The organism is Streptomyces sp. NPDC003023, assembly GCF_042888225.1.
GTDB lineage: Bacteria > Actinomycetota > Actinomycetes > Streptomycetales > Streptomycetaceae > Streptomyces.
The window spans coordinates 226,200-243,051 of sequence record NZ_JBIAPL010000008.1 but is presented as its reverse complement, the minus strand read 5'-3'; the positions used below and the strand labels follow the sequence as shown (position 1 = coordinate 243,051).

Annotated in this window: 15 protein-coding genes; 7 read left to right on the top strand and 8 right to left on the bottom strand. The window is 72.7% G+C overall.

The features are described 5' to 3' along the window. Position 1 precedes the first annotated feature (1 nt). Both ACFYV1_RS25630 and ACFYV1_RS25625 read left to right on the top strand, forming a co-directional pair. Positions 2 to 1,219, top strand: coding sequence for an ROK family protein (locus ACFYV1_RS25630; RefSeq protein WP_389397920.1), 1,218 nt, complete (start codon positions 2 to 4; stop codon positions 1,217 to 1,219). A gap of 80 nt (positions 1,220 to 1,299) precedes the next feature. Continuing rightward, entirely contained in the window at positions 1,300 to 2,127 is an 828-nt protein-coding gene (locus ACFYV1_RS25625; protein ID WP_389397919.1) for a YhjD/YihY/BrkB family envelope integrity protein, read from the top strand. Between the two features lie 43 nt (positions 2,128 to 2,170). Here ACFYV1_RS25625 and ACFYV1_RS25620 read toward each other — a convergent pair whose 3' ends face one another. Together ACFYV1_RS25620 and ACFYV1_RS25615 are read right to left on the bottom strand one after the other, a co-directional pair. Beyond that, positions 2,171 to 2,752, bottom strand: a complete 582-nt coding sequence (locus ACFYV1_RS25620; RefSeq protein WP_389397918.1) for a DUF4865 family protein — start codon at positions 2,750 to 2,752, stop codon at positions 2,171 to 2,173. A 7-nt stretch (positions 2,753 to 2,759) separates the two neighbouring features. After that, the gene (locus ACFYV1_RS25615) at positions 2,760 to 3,347 is read right to left on the bottom strand and encodes a TetR/AcrR family transcriptional regulator (protein WP_389397917.1); all 588 of its coding nucleotides are present in this window, start codon (positions 3,345 to 3,347) and stop codon (positions 2,760 to 2,762) included. A gap of 167 nt (positions 3,348 to 3,514) precedes the next feature. Here ACFYV1_RS25615 and ACFYV1_RS25610 point away from each other — a divergent pair, with 167 nt between their 5' ends. The 3 genes from ACFYV1_RS25610 to ACFYV1_RS25600 are packed head-to-tail and all read left to right on the top strand — an operon-like array spanning position 3,515 to position 7,139. Then, on the top strand, positions 3,515 to 3,799 hold the full coding sequence (locus ACFYV1_RS25610) for an SHOCT domain-containing protein (RefSeq protein ID WP_389397916.1): 285 nt from the start codon (positions 3,515 to 3,517) through the stop codon (positions 3,797 to 3,799). After that, positions 3,796 to 4,572: an ABC transporter ATP-binding protein gene (locus ACFYV1_RS25605; RefSeq protein WP_389397915.1), complete on the top strand. Its 777-nt coding sequence runs from the start codon at positions 3,796 to 3,798 to the stop codon at positions 4,570 to 4,572. Before ACFYV1_RS25610 ends, ACFYV1_RS25605 begins: the two co-directional genes overlap by 4 nt. After that, on the top strand, positions 4,569 to 7,139 hold the full coding sequence (locus tag ACFYV1_RS25600; RefSeq protein ID WP_389397914.1) for an ABC transporter permease: 2,571 nt from the start codon (positions 4,569 to 4,571) through the stop codon (positions 7,137 to 7,139). The genes ACFYV1_RS25605 and ACFYV1_RS25600 overlap by 4 nt, the downstream gene beginning before the upstream one ends. A 19-nt stretch (positions 7,140 to 7,158) precedes the next feature. Here the strand turns inward: ACFYV1_RS25600 and ACFYV1_RS25595 are convergent, their stop codons facing one another. Beyond that, a complete protein-coding gene (locus tag ACFYV1_RS25595; protein WP_389397913.1) occupies positions 7,159 to 7,695 on the bottom strand; it encodes an ATP-binding protein in 537 nt (178 codons plus the stop codon). Between the two features lie 341 nt (positions 7,696 to 8,036). After that, positions 8,037 to 8,363, bottom strand: coding sequence for a hypothetical protein (locus tag ACFYV1_RS25590; protein ID WP_389397912.1), 327 nt, complete (start codon positions 8,361 to 8,363; stop codon positions 8,037 to 8,039). Positions 8,364 to 8,556: 193 nt separating this feature from the next. Between ACFYV1_RS25590 and ACFYV1_RS25585 the strand changes: the two genes are divergently transcribed. Beyond that, the gene (locus ACFYV1_RS25585; protein WP_389397911.1) at positions 8,557 to 9,693 is read left to right on the top strand and encodes a PLP-dependent cysteine synthase family protein; all 1,137 of its coding nucleotides are present in this window, start codon (positions 8,557 to 8,559) and stop codon (positions 9,691 to 9,693) included. Between the two features lie 22 nt (positions 9,694 to 9,715). Here ACFYV1_RS25585 and ACFYV1_RS25580 read toward each other — a convergent pair whose 3' ends face one another. From ACFYV1_RS25580 to ACFYV1_RS25570, 3 genes are all read right to left on the bottom strand, one after another. Beyond that, a complete protein-coding gene (locus ACFYV1_RS25580; RefSeq protein WP_389397910.1) occupies positions 9,716 to 10,198 on the bottom strand; it encodes an SRPBCC family protein in 483 nt (160 codons plus the stop codon). Positions 10,199 to 10,311: 113 nt separating this feature from the next. Then, positions 10,312 to 10,758: an SRPBCC family protein gene (locus ACFYV1_RS25575; protein WP_389397909.1), complete on the bottom strand. Its 447-nt coding sequence runs from the start codon at positions 10,756 to 10,758 to the stop codon at positions 10,312 to 10,314. Positions 10,759 to 10,765: 7 nt separating this feature from the next. Beyond that, positions 10,766 to 11,611: a DeoR/GlpR family DNA-binding transcription regulator gene (locus tag ACFYV1_RS25570; protein ID WP_389397908.1), complete on the bottom strand. Its 846-nt coding sequence runs from the start codon at positions 11,609 to 11,611 to the stop codon at positions 10,766 to 10,768. A gap of 220 nt (positions 11,612 to 11,831) precedes the next feature. Between ACFYV1_RS25570 and ACFYV1_RS25565 the strand changes: the two genes are divergently transcribed. After that, positions 11,832 to 14,348, top strand: a complete 2,517-nt coding sequence (locus ACFYV1_RS25565) for a hypothetical protein (protein WP_389397907.1) — start codon at positions 11,832 to 11,834, stop codon at positions 14,346 to 14,348. On the opposite strand, the gene ACFYV1_RS25560 is transcribed toward ACFYV1_RS25565, so the two are convergent. Continuing rightward, positions 14,318 to 16,729, bottom strand: coding sequence for a right-handed parallel beta-helix repeat-containing protein (locus tag ACFYV1_RS25560; RefSeq protein ID WP_389397906.1), 2,412 nt, complete (start codon positions 16,727 to 16,729; stop codon positions 14,318 to 14,320). The two genes, ACFYV1_RS25565 and ACFYV1_RS25560, sit on opposite strands and share 31 nt — an antisense overlap. Positions 16,730 to 16,852: the final 123 nt, after the last annotated feature.

Here is a 16,852-nt window from a genome sequence, read left to right as displayed (position 1 = left end):
CATGAACGGCAAGGCGACGTCCACCCGGACGAGACTGGAGAGGGGCCGCAGCGCGCTCGGCCCCGCCCTGGAACTGGTTCACACCGGACGTGCGCCCACGCGTGCCGTGCTCACCGCCGAACTCGGCGTCACCCGCGCCACCGCGGGCGCCGTCGCCGCGGAACTGGAAGCGCTCGGCCTGATCCGCGTCGACTCCAGGCCCGGCGCGGCCGCCGGCTCGCAGGGCCGGCCCTCCCACCGCCTCTCCGTCGACGACAGCGGCCCCGTGGTCCTCGCCGCGCAGGTGCACGCCGACGGATTCCGCGCCGCGCTCGTCGGGCTCGGCGGACGGATCGTCGCCACCGCCCCCGGCTGCGTCACCGTCCAGGCCGACCCCGCCCAGGTCCTCGGGGAAGTCGTCGACGCGGGCGCCGACCTGCTGCGGCGCAGCGGCCGACGCTGCGTCGGCGCCGGACTCGCGGTCCCGTCCGCGGTCGCCGAACCCGAGGGCACCGCGCTCAATCCGCTCCACCTCGCCTGGGCCGCCGGTGCCCCGGTGCGGGACATCTTCGCCGAGCGCGTCGGCGCGGCGGGCATCGCCGGTCCCGCCTTCGCGGGCAACGACGTCAACCTCGCCGCGCTCGCCGAGCACCGCCACGGCGCCGGCCGTGGCGCCCAGCACCTGCTGTGCGTCGCCACCGGGCACCGCGGTGTCGGCGGCGCCCTGGTCCTAGACGGGCGCCTGCACAGCGGAAGCTCCGGACTCGCGCTGGAGGTCGGCCACCTCACAGTCAATCCCGAGGGCCGCCCCTGCCACTGCGGCAGTCGCGGCTGCCTCGACGTCGAGACCGACCCGCTCGCCTTCCTGACGGCCGCGGGCCGCACCCCCGGCCCCGAGGTCTCCCTGCTCCAGCGGGCGCGGGACCTGCTCCGCGAGGAGTACGACGACCCCCACGTACGAGGTGCCGCGGAGGAACTCGTCGACCGCCTGGGCCTGGGACTCGCGGGCCTCGTCAACATCCTCAACCCGGACCGCATCATCCTGGGCGGGCTCCACCGCGAACTGCTCGACGCCGACCCGGACCGGCTGCGTGCCGTCGTCGCCGACCGCAGCCTGTGGGGCCGCAGCAGCGGCGGAGTCCCCATCCTGGCCTGCACTCTCGACCACAACAGCCTTGTCGGGGCTGCGGAACTGGCGTGGCAGCCGGTCCTGGACGACCCTCTCGGCGCGCTCACCTGACGAACCGGGCCCGCCCCCGGACCACCCGTCCGGGGGCATCGGCGGCGGCCCGCGGGGCTCTGGCGGGTAGGCCACGACGTGTGAGCACCGAGCCCGCCCGCCCGCACCTCCTCCTGCGCCTGTGGCGCGGGCTGGCCGGGTCACCGGTCGGGGTCGGCTGGAGCCTGGCCCGCGACCTCGAACTGCTGCACCGCGCCATGGGCTTCGCCGCGCTCGGCTTCGTGACGCTCGTACCGCTGCTCATCGTCGTCGCGGCCACCGACCCGACCAGCGGCCAGGGGTTCGCCCGCTGGCTGAGCCAGGCACTGGGGATCGCGGAATCCTCCCAGGACGAGGTCGAGCGGCTGTTCGGCATGCCGGGGCAGGCCCTGCAGCGCACCACTGCATTCGGCATCGCCGCTCTCGTCGTCTTCGGACTCACCTTCGGCTCCGCGGTGCAGACCACCTACGAGAAGGTCTGGGACCTTCCGGCCGCCCGCTGGCACACCATGTGGCGCCATGTGGTGTGGCTGGCGATGCTCATCGTCTACCTCATGGTCTTCGTGAGCACGCCGCTGCCCGGCGATTCCACGATGTCGGACGTCATAGGAGCGATCGGCGACGTGTCCGGCACGGTGCTGTTCTTCTGGGCCTCCCAGCGGGTGCTGCTCTGCGGACGGGTCCGCTGGCGGGCCCTGCTGCCCGGCGCGGTGGCGACCGCCGTCGCCCTGGCCGGGCTGAGAGGCTTCTCCCAGTTGGTCTTCTCCCCGCTCATCGCCTCGAACGCGGTGACCTACGGTCCGTTCGGCACGGTACTGGTGGTCCAGTCATGGCTGGTCGGCGTCGGAGTGGTCGTCTACGGCGGGGCGATCGCGGGCCGCATCGGGCACGAGGTGTGGACCGGACGTCAGATGTCGAGGGAGCGGTAGCAAGCGCAGGCGCCGGACCACCGGCACCGGGCGTGATGACGGCTCACCAGTGCCTGCCCGGGCGCAGTGCGGAGCGTTCCGGCTGCGAGAGGTGAAGGACCTGGTACCAGTCACCGGCGGCTTCGGGGGAGTCGTGGTCCCACAGCGTGACGTACAGCAGTTCCCAGTTGCGCGGGTCGATCGCGAGCGCCGCGCAGACCGCGCCGTCGAGCGCCGCGAGCCGGCCGGTCTCCGCCAGAGCCTCCTCGACGACCGGCCCCGGCAGTACACCCGCGGGGACGCGCCGGCGGCGCCGAATCGCGGTTTGCGCGCGGGACGACGCCGAACGGCCCTCGTGGAAGGCGAGCCCCGTCCAGTGCTGCACGTCCGGCCGCCCGAAGTCATCGACGACTCCCGCGAATCCCCGCCCCCACAGGAAATCGTTCATGCCTTCCGGCGCCGTCCACAGATACAGCGGCGCGTACTGGTTCACCGGCGAGTCCGCGCCCCGTTCGCGCATCAGGTAGGCCTTGAGCCCGAGGCCGGGGAAGTCGTCGAGGAGGTGCCCCCGCGTGGCGACCCGCTCGCGGATGATGTTCATGTCGTAGTCCGCGGGCAGGGTGATCTCGTACTGCATGGCGTGCACGGTCTTCTCAGCCCTCTTCTGTCGTTGACGGTCCGAGCAGTGAGAGCAGCCCCCTGACCCCCGCGTCGAAGGCGGCCGTCGAACCGGAGGCGCGGGCCAGTACGTAGCCGCCCTGGACGGTCGCCACGATCGTCGCAGCGATCTCGGCGGGCGCCAGGTCCGGCCGCAACTCGCCCTTCGCCCGGCCTTCCCGGACGATCGCCGAGAGCCGGTCCCGCAGCCAGTCGAGCGTCTCCTCGACCGGCGCGCGCAGCGTGTCGTCCGCGACGACGTCCGGGTCCATGGTCAGCCGGCCGACGGGGCAGCCGCGCAGCACGTCCCGCTCGCGCAGCAGATAGGCCTCGATGCGCTCGTACGCGGTGCCCGGCCCGTCGAGCGACGCCCCCGCGGCCGCCCGCAGCTCCTGCGCGGTGCGCCGGACGGCGGCCAGCGCGAGGTCGGGCTTGCCCGCGAAGTGGTGGTACATGCTGCCCTGTCCGGCGCCCGCGAGGTGCTGGATCGCCTTGGGGCTGGTGCCCACGTAGCCGCGTTCCCACAGCAGTTCGCGCGTGGCTTCGATCAACCGCTCCGAGGTGCTCACGGCAACACTGTACATACCAGTAGGTACAGAATCCATCGGCATGGGAAGCAGCCACGCCCCGTCCGCGTACTCCCCAGGACGTATCCGCACTGCCGCTGGCCGTACGACGACTCGGACCCCCTGCCGGCGGGACTCTCGGAAGCAGCGAAACAGGAGTGAAACCACCGAGGAGCTGAACCGAGATGAACACATTCGCCTACGACGGGCCCGGCCCGTGGATCCTTCTCTTCCCGCTGATCTGGGCGGCCGTCGTCGTCGGCGCCGTCACCGTCCTGCGCCGCACCGGCATCTGGCGCGGCCGCCCCGCCCGGTGGCAGAGCGGACGTCCGCCCATCGCCGAGAGCTCCCCGATCGCCGTCCTCGGGCGCCGCTTCGCCGCGGGAGAGATCGACGAGGAGGAGTACTGGCGACGGCTGTCCGTCCTGGACGAGCAGTTCGGCCGCGTCTCCAAGGACGGTGCCGCATGACCTCCGCCGTCAACGGGACACGCACCGCCGCCCGGGTCGTCGACGCCGTGAAGGTCTACGGCAGCGGAGACACCGAGGTGAGGGCACTGGACGGCGTGAGCGTCGACTTCGCGGCCGGCCGCTTCACCGCGATCATGGGGCCTTCCGGCTCGGGCAAGTCGACACTCATGCACTGCGCCGCCGGGCTCGACACTCTCACGTCGGGCTCGGCGTTCATCGGCGACACCGACCTCGGCGGCCTCGACGACCGCAGGCTCACCCTGCTCCGCCGGGAGCGTGTCGGTTTCGTCTTCCAGGCGTTCAACCTGATCCCCACCCTCACGGTGGCGGAGAACATCACCCTCCCCATGGACCTCTCCGGCGAACGCCCCGACGCGCAAGGGCTGGACGCCCTCATCGACACGGTCGGCCTGCGGGACCGGCTTCACCACCGGCCGAGCGAGCTCTCCGGCGGCCAGCAGCAGCGAGTGGCCGTGGCACGCGCGTTCGCCGGCAGCCCCGACGTGGTCTTCGCCGACGAACCCACCGGCAACCTGGACTCGCGTTCCGGGGAGGAGGTGCTCCGGCTCCTCGGCGGCACGGTCCGCCGCACCGGTCGCACCGTCGTCATGGTCACCCACGACCCGGTCGCCGCCGCCCACGCCGACGAGGTCGTCTTCCTCGCCGACGGCCGCCTCGTCGACCGCATGGCCGAGCCGACCGCCGACCGGGTCCTCGACCGCCTCAAGGCGTTCGACACGGCGACGCCGGCCCGGCAGGAGGTGGCGAAATGACCAGCGCCGGCGCGTCCCTGCGCCTCAGCTTCAACGCCCTGCGCGCCCACCGACGCCGCTTCGCGGGAACCTTCACCGCCGTCCTGCTCGGCGTCGCCTTCCTGACCGGCACACTCGTCATGGGCGACACCCTCCGTGCCGGTTTCGACAACCTGTTCGCCACAGCCACCGCGGGTACGGACGCCGTCGTACGAGGCTCCAACGTCGTCACGGTCTCCGGCGAGGCCCAGGGCACCCGGCAGCCGGTGCGCACCGACCTGGTGTCCCGTATCGAGAGGACGCCCGGTGTCGCCGCGGCGGAACCCGACATCAGGGGCGCCGGCCGGCTCATCGGCTCCGACGGCGAGCCGATCGGCGGCCAGGGCCCGCCCACCGTCGCCGGCAACTGGATCCAGGACCCGCAGCTCAACCCGTACCGGCTCGCCGAGGGCCGGGCACCGGCCGCGACCGGCGAGGTCGTCGTCAACCGCGGCGCCGCCGACAGCGGCGGACTCGAGATCGGCGACACCACCGTGCTGCGCACGCCCGACCCCGTGCGCGTCACCGTCGTCGGACTCGCCGCGTTCGGCGGCGAGGACGGCATGGGACAGGCCACGTTCACCGGCATGACCCGCGCCGACGCCGAGAAGTACCTCACCTCCCGGCCCGGTGAGGCGGCGTCCATCCAGGTACGGGCAGGTCCGGACACCACCCAGCAGGAACTCGTCGACGCCCTCGCGCCGGTACTCCCCGCCGGTGTCGAGGCCATCACGGGGGCTCAGTCAACCGAGGAGAACCGGGAGATGATCTCCGGCCGGTTCCTGGGCCTGTTCACCACACTGCTGCTGGTCTTCTCCGGCATCGTGCTGTTCGTCGCGACCTTCTCGATCCACAACACCTTCGCCATCGTGATCGCCCAGCGCACCCGGGAGAACGCGCTGCTGCGGGCGCTGGGCGCCTCCCGCCGCCAGATCGTCGGGTCGACACTGGTCGAGGCGGCGGTCGTCGCCCTCGCCGCCTGTGCCGTGGGGCTGCTTGCCGGCATCGGCGTGGCTGCCGGCATGCAGGCGCTGTTCCCGGCCGTCGGCTTCCCGTTCCCCGACGGCGCGCTGGTGGTCAGCGGCGTCTCCCTGCTGCTGCCGCTCGCCGTGGGCGTGCTCGTCTGCCTCGCCTCAGCGCTGATCCCCGCCCTGCGCGCCGGCCGCACCGCGCCACTGGCGGCCCTGCGCGAGAGCACCGTGGACGACTCGGCCGCATCGGGGAAGCGGGCGTACGGGGGCGGTGCCGTGATGCTCACCGGTGTCGCCGTCGTCCTCGCCGGCGTGCTGGCCACCCCCTCCCTCGCACTCGCCGCGACCGGTGCCGCGCTGGTCCTCGCCGCGTTCGTGACACTCGGACCCGTCGCGGCCGGCCGGGCGGTGCGGATCCTGGGCGGGCCGCTGGACCGTCTGCGCGGCGTCACCGGCTCCCTGGCCAGGCGCAACGCCCTGCGCAGCCCCCGGCGCACCGCGTCGACGGCGGCCGCGCTGATGATCGGCGTCGCGGTCGTCTCCCTCTTCACCGTCTTCGGAGCCTCCCTCAAGGCGACCATGGACCGCACGGTCTCCCGGTCCTTCGCGGGCGACGTCGCGGTGAGCGCGCCGGCGTTCGGAGCGGGCGGCAGCGGACTGAGCCCGAAGCTGGCACCGGCGCTCGCGGAACTCCCCGAGGTGCGCACCGCGGTCGGACTCGGCCGAGGCGTCGCCGAGGTCGACGGCGCCGGCCGCAGTCTGACGGTCACCGACCCGGCAGCCCTCGCCGACGGGTTCGAGCTCGGCGACGTCCAGGGCACTCTCGCCTCGCTGGGCGGGGACGGCATCGCCGTCGCGGAGACCGAGGCGGACGAGCACGGCTGGAAGCCGGGTTCCACCGCCGGGCTGACCTTCACCGACGGCACCCGGCAGACGTTCACCGTCCGCGCCGTGTACGAGGAGTCGGAGCTGGCCGGCGACTACGTCATCACCCGCGAGGCATGGGCCCCGCACCGCGGTCAGGACTCCGACAGCCTTGTCTCCGTCACCTTCGAGGACGGTGTGAGCACCGCCGACGGCAAGGCGGCGGTCGAGGCGGCCGCGGCGGGCCTGGGCGACCCGGAGGTGCAGACCCGGGACGACTACGCGCGCAGCGCCGCCGGAGCCATCGACATGATGCTGACCCTCGTCTACGCGCTGCTCGCGCTCGCGGTGGTGATCGCGCTCCTCGGCATCGCCAACGCCCTCACCCTCGCCGTCCACGAACGCACCCGCGAGCTCGGACTGTTGCGCGCCGTCGGTCAGACCAGGACCCAGCTGCGAGCCATGGTGCGCTGGGAGTCCGTCCTGGTCGCCGCGTACGGCACCGCCGGCGGTCTGGTGCTCGGCGCGCTGCTGGGCTGGGTGCTCGTGAGGGCTTCCGAGGGCTCGGGCGACACGGCCTTCGCGTTCGCCGTGCCGCCGGTGCAGCTCCTCGTGGTCGCCGCGGTCGGACTCCTGGCAGGAGCGGTCGCGGGCAGACGTCCCGCCCGCCGCGCGGCGCGTCTCGACGTACTGCGAGCCGTCGCCGGGGACTGATGTTCCCCGGCCCGCCCGGTCAGCCGGCGACGGCCGACCGGGCTCCGGCCGTCTCCGCCTCCGGGCCGACCCGCACCGTCTCGGTCTCGGGCGTCCCGGCGAACAGGCCGATGGTCGTCGCCCCGTACACCGCCCGGTACTCGGGCAGGGCGACGGCGGGGGAGACGGCCGGAAGGGTGAACCAGACGACCTTCCCCGTCTCGCCCTGGGGCCTCGCGCCCCAGCTCTCGCTCACGGCCGCCACCAGCGCGAGCCCGCGCCCGGAGGTGGCGGACATGCCGGGGTCCCGGACCGTCGGCAGACGTGGGTCGTGGTCGTGCACGGAGACGGTGAGCCGGTCGAGGAGCAGCTCGACGTCGACCGTGCACATCTTGTCCGGCTGTGCGTGCCGGTGGACATTGGTCAGCAACTCGGTGACGCCGAGCGCCGCATGGTCGATCAGAGGATCGAGATGCCAGTAGCGCAGTTGCGCCGAGATGATTCTGCGGACCTGACCGATCCGCGACGGCAGGGCCTGGAGCTCCACCGTGCAGTGCCTGCTTGGCTGGCTGATCACGGCTGCGACTCCCCGAAATAGTCCGGAAGAAGACGAGTAAAGCGATCCAGCAGGCGGCCGACCTGCTGATCAGACCGGCGGGGCTGGATCACAGCGTGACCGCCGATGTACCCTGAGTGATGTGGTTCCAGCGTGAACCACCGCCCTCCCGCCCGCAACTCGCCGAGCCCGTACGCGAACGGCGGCGTACGGCCGGAGCCCCCTGCACGACTCGATACCGCCTCTGGCCTCGACGCCCGCCCCGCGGCCAGTGGTGTTGCCCGGGCCGGTGGTGTCGCTCGTCGGGATGGTGCGTCTTCGGGGGTTGTTGCGTCGTCGGGCAGTGGCGCCCTTCGCCGACCTCAGTGCCGGGAACCGCCCGCGCCGCGCACCGCCTCCAGGAAACGTCCGGCCAGGGCCCGCCCGCGCTCCGGCCGCCGACTGCGCTGGCCCATGGTCAGCCGGTACCTTTTGCCGTTCAGCGTCGCCACCGTGCTCTCCTTGCCGGCGAACCACGGCCGTCCCGCCGTGACCGCGCGCACCGGGGCGCTCTCGATCACCCGGCCGTAACTGGTCATCAGCGCCAGCCTGCCGTCCTTGATCAGCACCTGTCCGGAACGGGTGAGCGAGCGGGGCCAGCGTTCGATACGCACACCCGTGGCGCTGAACTCCGGCTCTGCCATGGACATCTGTCCGCCCCCTTCGCAGCTTTCCTCCTGAAAGTGTGCACAACTCGTGCCGCACATGCCAGTACGCCCCGCACCGTCACGCCACAAGCGACGCCTATGGATACCCAAAGCGAACGTTTACGCAGGTGAGGGGCTTACTGTTGCGAGTGGTGCCGGACGGCCGCACCACATGACCGCGAAGGAAGGGCCCAGCATGAACAGCACGGGGGAGCAGGCGGCTCCCGGTGGCGCGGTCGCGACCGTCGACGTCGACCGCAGCGATCCGCACTACCGGGCATGGCTGAAAGAAGCCGTACGGAAGGTCCAGGCCGACGCCAACCGCTCGGCCGACACACACCTGCTGCGCTTCCCGCTGCCAGAGGAGTGGGGCATCGACCTCTACCTCAAGGACGAGTCCACCCATCCCACCGGCAGCCTCAAGCACCGTCTGGCACGCTCGCTGTTCCTCTACGGGCTCTGCAACGGCTGGATCAGACCCGGCAAGCCCGTGATCGAGGCGTCGAGCGGCTCGACCGCCGTGTCCGAGGCCTACTTCGCCAAGCTGATCGGCGTGCCCTTCGTCGCCGTCATGCCGCGCACCACGAGCGCGGAGAAGATCCGGCTGATCGAGTTCCACGGCGGGCAGTGCCACTTCGTGGACGACTCCCGGAAGATGTACGACGAGTCCGCCGCTCTCGCCGAGCGGACCGGCGGCCACTACATGGACCAGTTCACCTACGCGGAACGGGCGACCGACTGGCGCGGCAACAACAACATCGCCGAGTCGATCTACCAGCAACTCCGGCTCGAGCGCTATCCGGAGCCGGCCTGGATCGTCGCGACGGCCGGTACCGGAGGCACGTCCGCGACCATCGCCCGGTACGTGCACTACATGCAGCACGACACCCGGATCTGCGTCCCCGACCCGGAGAACTCCTGTTTCTTCGACGGCTGGACGCACGGTGACCCGCAGGCGAGCAGCGACTGCGGCTCCCGCATCGAGGGCATCGGCCGGCCCCGTATGGAACCCAGCTTCGTGCCCGGGGCAGTCGACCGGATGATGAAGGTGCCCGACGCCGCCAGCGTCGCCGCGGTACGCGCGCTGGAGGGCGCTATCGGGCGCAAGGCGGGCGGCTCGACCGGCACCGGACTGTGGAGCGCGCTGAAGATCGTCGCCGAGATGGTGGCCGCGGGGGAGAAGGGCAGCGTCGTCACCCTGATCTGCGATCCGGGGGACCGCTACCTCGACAAGTACTACTCCGACACCTGGCTCGCGGCGCAGGGGCTCGACATCCGCCCGTACGCACAGGTGATCGACGAGTTCCTCGCCGGAGGTCTCTGGCGCTGCTGAGCACGGCTCGGCCCACCGCGTGTCAGCGGTCCGCCGGCCGGGCCAGCCGGCGGTCCAGATTGCGTACCGCGTCCCTGAAGGCGCGCCCCAGGCCCGGCCGTCCGAGCCGCAGCGCGACCCGCAGCGGCGCCGGGCCGTCCGCCGCGAACGTCCACTGCACCCGTGTGCCCGTGGCCGCGGGGGTGATCCGCCACTCCTCCAGCAGGGCTCGCAGGCCGGGGGCGTTGGTCTGGTCGACGCGGTACGCGTAGCGGATGTCCGGCTCCCTGGCGAGAACGGTCTCGGTGAAGACGGTGCCGCCCTTGAGCCTGATCTCCCGGCCCGCGCCGTCGTCCACGGGCCGAGCCGCGGTCACCGCGGTGAACCAGTCCGGCCAGCCGGCCACATCGTCGGCGAGCGCCGCGTACAGAGTCCGCGGGGCCGCCGCTACGTGTGCGGAGAAGACCAGGCGCAGCGGGGCGCTCTCCACGAACTCCAGGCCGACGGAACGGAGTTGACGTGCCATGGCGCTGACCTCCAACGGCGGTGGACCGGATCGGAGCGCACACCATAGCCGGCCGCCCGCCGCGCTGTCCGCCCCTCGGCGGCAGGTTCCCGCAGAGCCGGTCCCACGCGCCCTCAGCGGTGGGTCTCCGCGCGGAGCAGTCCGTCGAGCGCACGGCCGAACACCCGCCGGCCGACCCGCGCCACCAGAGGGTCCAGCGCTCCCGGCACGAACCGGATCCGCAGCTCCTCCACCCACAGCACCACGGAGCCCGCGTCCCTCGCGTGCACCTCGATCTCGGCCCACCCGGTGATCACCCGGCCGCGCTTCTCGAGCCGGCAGCGACCCGCGCGGCCGGCCGACGGCGGCTCCCAGACGACGACTTCCATCGGGTCGTCGAAGCCCAAGGGGCCCAGCGTGCTGCGCGCGGTGAACACAGTGCCCACCCCGGTGGGCGACGGGCTCCGCACAACGACGGCCGTCAAGGGCACCCCGGCCGCGTGGGCCGGCCAGTCGGTGACCCGCAGCCAGCACTCCCCGGCGTCCAGGCCGGTGGTCCGCCCGATACGGAACACGCTCACGCCCGGCTCAGTCTTCCTGCTCGTCAGCGGACTCCGGCTCGCCCGCCACCACCAGCCCGGGCAGATGCTCCGCGATCTCCTCGCGGGCCGCGGCCGGCAGCCCGGCATCGGTCACCAGGGTGTCGACGTCCGACAACTCGGCGAACGAACTCAGGCCCACGGTCCCCCACTTGGTGTGGTCCGCGACCACCACCACCCGGCGTGCGGCCCGCACGAGCCGGCGGTTCGTCTCCGCCTCCGCGAGATTCGGAGTCGACAGACCGGCCTCCACCGAGATGCCGTGCACACCGAGGAAGAGCACATCGAAGTGCAGCGAGCGGATCGCCTGGTCGGCCACCGGTCCCACCAGCGAGTCCGACGGTGTGCGCATCCCGCCGGTGAGCACCACCGTCGCATCCCCCGGACGCCGCGCGCCCGCCGCCCCGGTCCGCTGGGCGGCATGGAACACGTCGGCCACCCGTACCGAGTTGGTGACGACGGTCAGGTCCGGAACCTCCAGCAGATGATGCGCGAGCGCGTACGTCGTCGTCCCTCCGGACAGGGCGATCGCGCTTCCGGCCACCACCAGCCGTGCCGCCGCCCGGGCGATGTCCTCCTTCGCGCTCAGTTCGAGCGCCGACTTCGCCTCGAACCCCGGCTCGTGGGTGCTCGTCTCCGCGACGGGCACCGCACCGCCGTGCACCTTCTCCACGACACCCTGCCGGGCGAGAGCGTCCAGATCGCGACGGACGGTCATGTCGGAGACATTGAGCCTGCGGGTGAGTTCGTTGACCCGCACCCCGCCTCGCCTGCGCACCTCGTCGAGGATCAGAGCACGCCGCTGCTCCGCGAGCAGGTTCTGGTTGTCGCTCACCGCCGGGGCCGGTCCTTCCGGGTCGTCGATCGGCCACGTCGTCCCGCCGGGATGTGGCCAAGGCTTCTCATCCTCGCACGCGTATTGCCGGGCGGGGTCGGGGAGATTCCGTGAGAGCGGCGCGGTGATGGCCGTGATCCGCGATTCTGTCGTCGCCGCCCGGTTGCACCGCCCGGCCGATCCCGTTCCGTTCCCCCCGACTGAAGAGGGAGTCACCGCAGTGCCCCCTGCCACCCAGGTGCCGCAGAGCGGCGGGCCCGCGCTCGAACTGCTCGTCCACGGCGTCGGCGGAGCCACGCCGCAGGAAATGCTCGACGATCCCCGGACCGTGCGGATAACCGGCGACGAGAAGGCCGCCGTGTACCGCCGCACCGACGACGTGGATGCGGAGCAGCGGCCAGGCGAGTACCGCGACCGTCCCATTCCCGAGGCGTACTGCTGGTCCAACCTCACCTCCGGCAACGGTGCTCGCGCGCTCTGGCTCCTGCTGCTCCCCTTCATGGTCGTCAATCTCGCGCACTGGATGCGGCCCAGGGCCAAGGGCAGGCGCGGGACCACCCGTCTGTACGGGGCGCTTGTGCGCATGGTCGCCCTGAGCCTGACCGTGCTGCTGACGGCCGCGGCCTGCGAGGTCGCGCTGGACCTGCTGGCGTGGCAGTGCGCCGGCTCGGCGCAGTGCAGCGGCGACAGGTCGTGGCTCGGTTTCATGTCCAGTGCGCAGGGCGGCTGGTGGTCCCAGCCGGGGCGCCGCCTGGCGCTCGCGGCGGCCGTGCCCGCCGCACTGGTCTCGCTGCTCTGGTACCTGTCCAACCGGACCTGGAGCGCGTACGAGTCCCAGCGTCCGCCGACCGGGGGCGACGGCGTCCTCGTTGTCGACGACGACGATGAGGACGGGGACGGGGCCACGGACGGGGACGGGGACGGAGCCGGGGAAGAGGACGCGGACGGGCACGGGGACGAGGACGGCGAACGCGACGCCTTCGGAGTGCCCGGCTGCGGTCCCGACGAGTTTGCGGAGCGGCAGGCGCCGGTCTTACGTCCCGCGCTGGGCAGGCCCGGCTTCTGGTACGGCCGCCGGCTCGTCGCGCGCCTGCGTGCCGCCCACACCGCGGCAGGATTCCTCACCGTCGCCGCCGCGGTCGCCGGAGCGGCCGCCCGCCACGACCGCGCCGCGGGAAGCGCCCTGTCGAGGACCTGCGGGGTGCTGCTGGAGGGCGCGTTGGTGGCAGGGGCGGCCGCCGTGGTGTGGGTGGTCTGCCGCCGGGGCCGCAGCGAGCGGCGGATCGACGCCCGCCTCGACCGCGCCGTCGTGCGCTGCCTGCCGGGGGCGGCCCTGGTGCTCCTCGCGCTGTCGCTGCTCTACGCCTCCTGGTCACGTCCCGGCTGGGAGTCGAGCGCCACCCTGCCGGGAGAGGTCACCTTCCGCGTCATCGTGCTCGCCCAGGGGCTGTTCGTCGTCGCGCTCGCCGTGGCCGCCTGGCTGCTGCACCGGCGGGCGCGCCACCCGCGTGCCGTGCTGCACGGGCTCGGCGGACCCGCGGTCGCGATGCTCGCGTGCGCGCTCGGCGGGGTGATGACCGGAGGTGTGGCGCAGCGCGTCGCCGACTGGCTCGACGGACCGGGAACTCCCGGTATGGACGGTGAGGGAACCATCCCGGGCCCCCCGGTCCTGCTGAGCTGGCAGGCGTCCGTCATTCCCGTCCTGCTGGCAGTGCTGCTGCTCCCCGCCCTGGTACTCCTCGTACGGACATGGTTCACCGCCCGCCGCCTCGCACCGGAGGTCGAGGCCGAGTACTTCGACGGGGACCCCGGCGCGGGCCGTCGCGACCCGGTGCGCACCCGCCGGATCGCGGGCACCCGCGCCCGTGCCGCGCTCACCGACGTCGCACCGCTCATGGTGGGCATCGTCTCCGGCGCGACCCTGCTGCTCGGCGCCGGGGCCGTCTGCGGCGCCTGGCTGAGCGGCGAGGTGCCCGGCCGTGCCTTCGGTACGGGAGCCGCCGAGTCGGCCGCGGAGACCGCCCAGGCGCTGGGATCGTGGCTCATCGGCTTCGGCTTCATACTGTTCGTCACCATGGGCCGCCGCGCGTACCGCGACGCCTCGGCCCGCCGCACCATCGGCATCCTGTGGGACGTGGGCACCTTCTGGCCGCGCGCCGCCCATCCCTTCGCGCCGCCCTGCTACGCGGAGCGCGCCGTCCCCGACCTGACCTGGCGGATGTGCACCTGGACCGCGCGGACCGGCGGCCGGCTCGTGATCTCCGGCCACTCGCAGGGCAGCGTGCTGGCCGCGGCCGCCGTGTGGCAGCTGCCCGCGGCCACCCGCAGAAGGGTGGCGCTCCTGACCTACGGATCACCCCTCGAGCGCCTCTACGGCCGGTGGTTCCCGGCGTACTTCGGGCCGAAGGCGCTGCTTCAGCTCAGCAGCGAGGTCGACTGCTGGCGCAACCTGTGGCGGCGCACGGACCCGATCGGCGGGCCGATGCTGATCGCCGGCGAAGGGCCGCACAGCGGACCCGCCGACTGCGAGGACCCGGCCGACGTCGACCGTGCGGCACTCAAGGACCCGGTGGTGTACGGGCGTTCGGAGCGCCATCCGCTGCCGGAGCCGATCCTCGGGCATTCCGACTACCAGGCCGATCCGCTGTTCGCCCAGGAGCGCGCCGCCCTGCTCGACCGGCTGACGCCACTCGTCCCGCGGCAGAGTCAGGGCAGTTCCGGCAGGTCCTCCGTGTAGAGAAGGGTGAGGTCGTCGGTGCTCGTCTCCGCGAGCTCGGCGACCCGCACCGCATGGCGTTCCACCATCGACTCGAACGTCTGGCGAGCGGTGCGACCGTTGCCGAAGGCGGGCCCCTTGGGCAGTGCGGTGAAGTACTTCAACAGGCCCTCCGCGGTGCCCTGCGCGAGGCGGTACTCGTTCTCCTGTGCCTGCTGCTCGACGATCCGCAGCAGTTCCTCGGGGTCGTAGTCGCTGAAGGTGATGGTGCGTGAGAAACGGGACGCCACACCGGGGTTGACCGCGAGGAAGCGCTGCATCTCGGCCGTGTAGCCGGCCACGATGACCACGACCGCGTCCCGGTGGTCCTCCATCAGCTTCACCAGGGTGTCGATGGCCTCCTTGCCGAAGTCGCGGCCCGAGTCCTCGGGGGACAGCGCGTACGCCTCGTCGATGAAGAGCACACCGCCGCGCGCCCGGTCGAACGCCTCCTGGGTGCGGATGGCGGTCGAGCCGATGTGCTCGCCGACCAGGTCCACCCGGGAGACCTCGACCAGGTGCCCCCGCTCGAGCACCCCGAGGGAGGCGAGGATCTCGCCGTACAGCCGGGCGACCGTCGTCTTTCCGGTGCCGGGGGAGCCGGTGAAGACCAGATGGCGGCGCACGGAGGCGGCCTTGAGCCCTGCCTCCTGGCGGCGGCGGCCGACCTCGATCATGTTGGTGAGCGTGCGGACCTCGCGCTTGACGCTGTCCAGGCCGACCAGGGCGTCCAGTTCACCGAGGACCGCGCCGGAGTCGCGGGCCGGGTCCTCCGCCGGGGTCGGTGCGGCGGGGGACTGGGCGGTCTGCGCCGGGACGGCGGACAGCAGGCCGGTCGTCGTCCTGGTCTCCGTCACCACGGCCGTGGCCCGCTCCGCTCCCGGACGCGCGATACCGCTCTCGTCGCTGGTGCAGTCCTCGACGACCGGGCCCTCCTCCTCACCGAACTCGTAACCGCCGCGGGCGCAACGCTCGGTGCGGCAGCGGCTCAGCGTCGTGCGGCAGCCGTCCATCACATGGAAGCCGTAGCCGCCGCTGCCCGTGACCCGGCAGCCACGGAAGGTCCCGCGGCCCTCCGCCGACACGTAGAAACCGGCCTCGGCGGGGGAGGTGACCGTGCACCGCTCGATCACCGGGTCGGCGCCCTTGGTGACGATCACGCCCGTCTGCGCGGCGTCGACCGTGCAGCCGTTCAGCGTGCCGCCGCTGCCGTGGTCGCGGAACCAGGCGCCCGTGGAGACCTCGCGGATACGGCAGTCGTCGAGCTGAGCCGTCGCGCCGTCGCTCACCGACACGGCCGTGTTGCGGACCTGCGACAGGTCGCTGTCGACGACATCGACGCGTGAGCCGCGGTCCAGGACGAACAGGGCGTCGGGCACGTCGTGCACCCGGCACGAGTCGAGGACCGCCGTCGCGCCGTCACTGACCCAGACCGCGGGGTAGTCGCCCGTGCTGTCGTGGATCTCGCACCGGTTGGCGTCCACCCGGGTCCCCGGGTCCCACACGGACAGGCCGTTGCGGCCGAAGCGGCGCACCGTCGACCGGGTGAGCGTCAGCACCGACCGGGAGCGCAGGTCGATCGCGTTCTCCGGTATGTCGTGGATGTCGCAGTCGGAGAGGGTGAGGACGGCGTCGGTGTCGAGAGTGACACCGTCGGACGAGGTGCGGTGCACCGACGAGTCGGTCAGATGCGCACCGGCGCGGGACGCGACCTGGACGCCCGTGCCCTTGATCTCGTACACCTCGCAGCCGATGGCCTCGAGGCCGCTGCCCTCACCGGTGACGCTCAGGCCGGCGCCGGAAGCGTGATGCACCCGGCAGCGCTCGAGTCGCGGATGCGCCCCTCCGCGCACCGACACGCCGGACTGGCCGGCGGACACCACCTCGCAGTCCTCGAACACACCGCCCGCCCCGTCCAGTACGCCGATCCCGACGCCCGCCGGATTGTCGACGGTGCAGCGGCGGACCGTGGGCCGCGCGCTGCCGCGGACCTCGAGGCCGACGGCGGACCGGGTGACGATACGCAGCCCCGTGAGCTCCGGGGTGCCGTCCTCCACGAGCAGCGCGGGCGCGGCCGAGTCCTGGCCCTCCACATGAAGGTCCTGCACGGTGGCGGAGGCACGTACCGTCAGGGGCACTCCGTCGGCCGGCGCGATACGCACGGAGCCGACGGCGCCCTCCGGTCCGCGCAGCGTCACCGCGCGCTGGACGACCAGATTCTCGCGGTACGTGCCGGGGGCCACGGTGAGGATGTCCCCGTCGCCGGCGGCCTCCAGAGCAGCGGCGAGGGAGGGGTACTCGCCTGTGCGGCGCCGCCAACGCGATGTTCCGGTGTGCGTCACCTGGACCGTGCCCTGTGCCATCGTGCTGCTCTGCCCCCACCTCGTGATCGGTGCAACGTCGCGCCTCTGAGGGGGACGCCTCCCGGCCCCTCGGGTTCTGTCCGGCGGACCGGGCCGGACACGTCCTTCAGGGGTGGCCCCACC

What these genes read in the sequence shown, in the direction of transcription:
- ACFYV1_RS25630 (WP_389397920.1), top strand. Translation starts at nt 2, where the DNA reads ATGAACGGCAAGGCGACGTCCACCCGGACGAGACTGGAGAGGGGCCGC.
- ACFYV1_RS25615 (WP_389397917.1), bottom strand. Translation starts at nt 3,347, where the DNA reads ATGTACAGTGTTGCCGTGAGCACCTCGGAGCGGTTGATCGAAGCCACG.
- ACFYV1_RS25610 (WP_389397916.1), top strand. Translation starts at nt 3,515, where the DNA reads ATGAACACATTCGCCTACGACGGGCCCGGCCCGTGGATCCTTCTCTTC.
- ACFYV1_RS25605 (WP_389397915.1), top strand. Translation starts at nt 3,796, where the DNA reads ATGACCTCCGCCGTCAACGGGACACGCACCGCCGCCCGGGTCGTCGAC.
- ACFYV1_RS25600 (WP_389397914.1), top strand. Translation starts at nt 4,569, where the DNA reads ATGACCAGCGCCGGCGCGTCCCTGCGCCTCAGCTTCAACGCCCTGCGC.
- ACFYV1_RS25590 (WP_389397912.1), bottom strand. Translation starts at nt 8,363, where the DNA reads ATGTCCATGGCAGAGCCGGAGTTCAGCGCCACGGGTGTGCGTATCGAA.
- ACFYV1_RS25585 (WP_389397911.1), top strand. Translation starts at nt 8,557, where the DNA reads ATGAACAGCACGGGGGAGCAGGCGGCTCCCGGTGGCGCGGTCGCGACC.
- ACFYV1_RS25580 (WP_389397910.1), bottom strand. Translation starts at nt 10,198, where the DNA reads ATGGCACGTCAACTCCGTTCCGTCGGCCTGGAGTTCGTGGAGAGCGCC.
- ACFYV1_RS25560 (WP_389397906.1), bottom strand. Translation starts at nt 16,729, where the DNA reads ATGGCACAGGGCACGGTCCAGGTGACGCACACCGGAACATCGCGTTGG.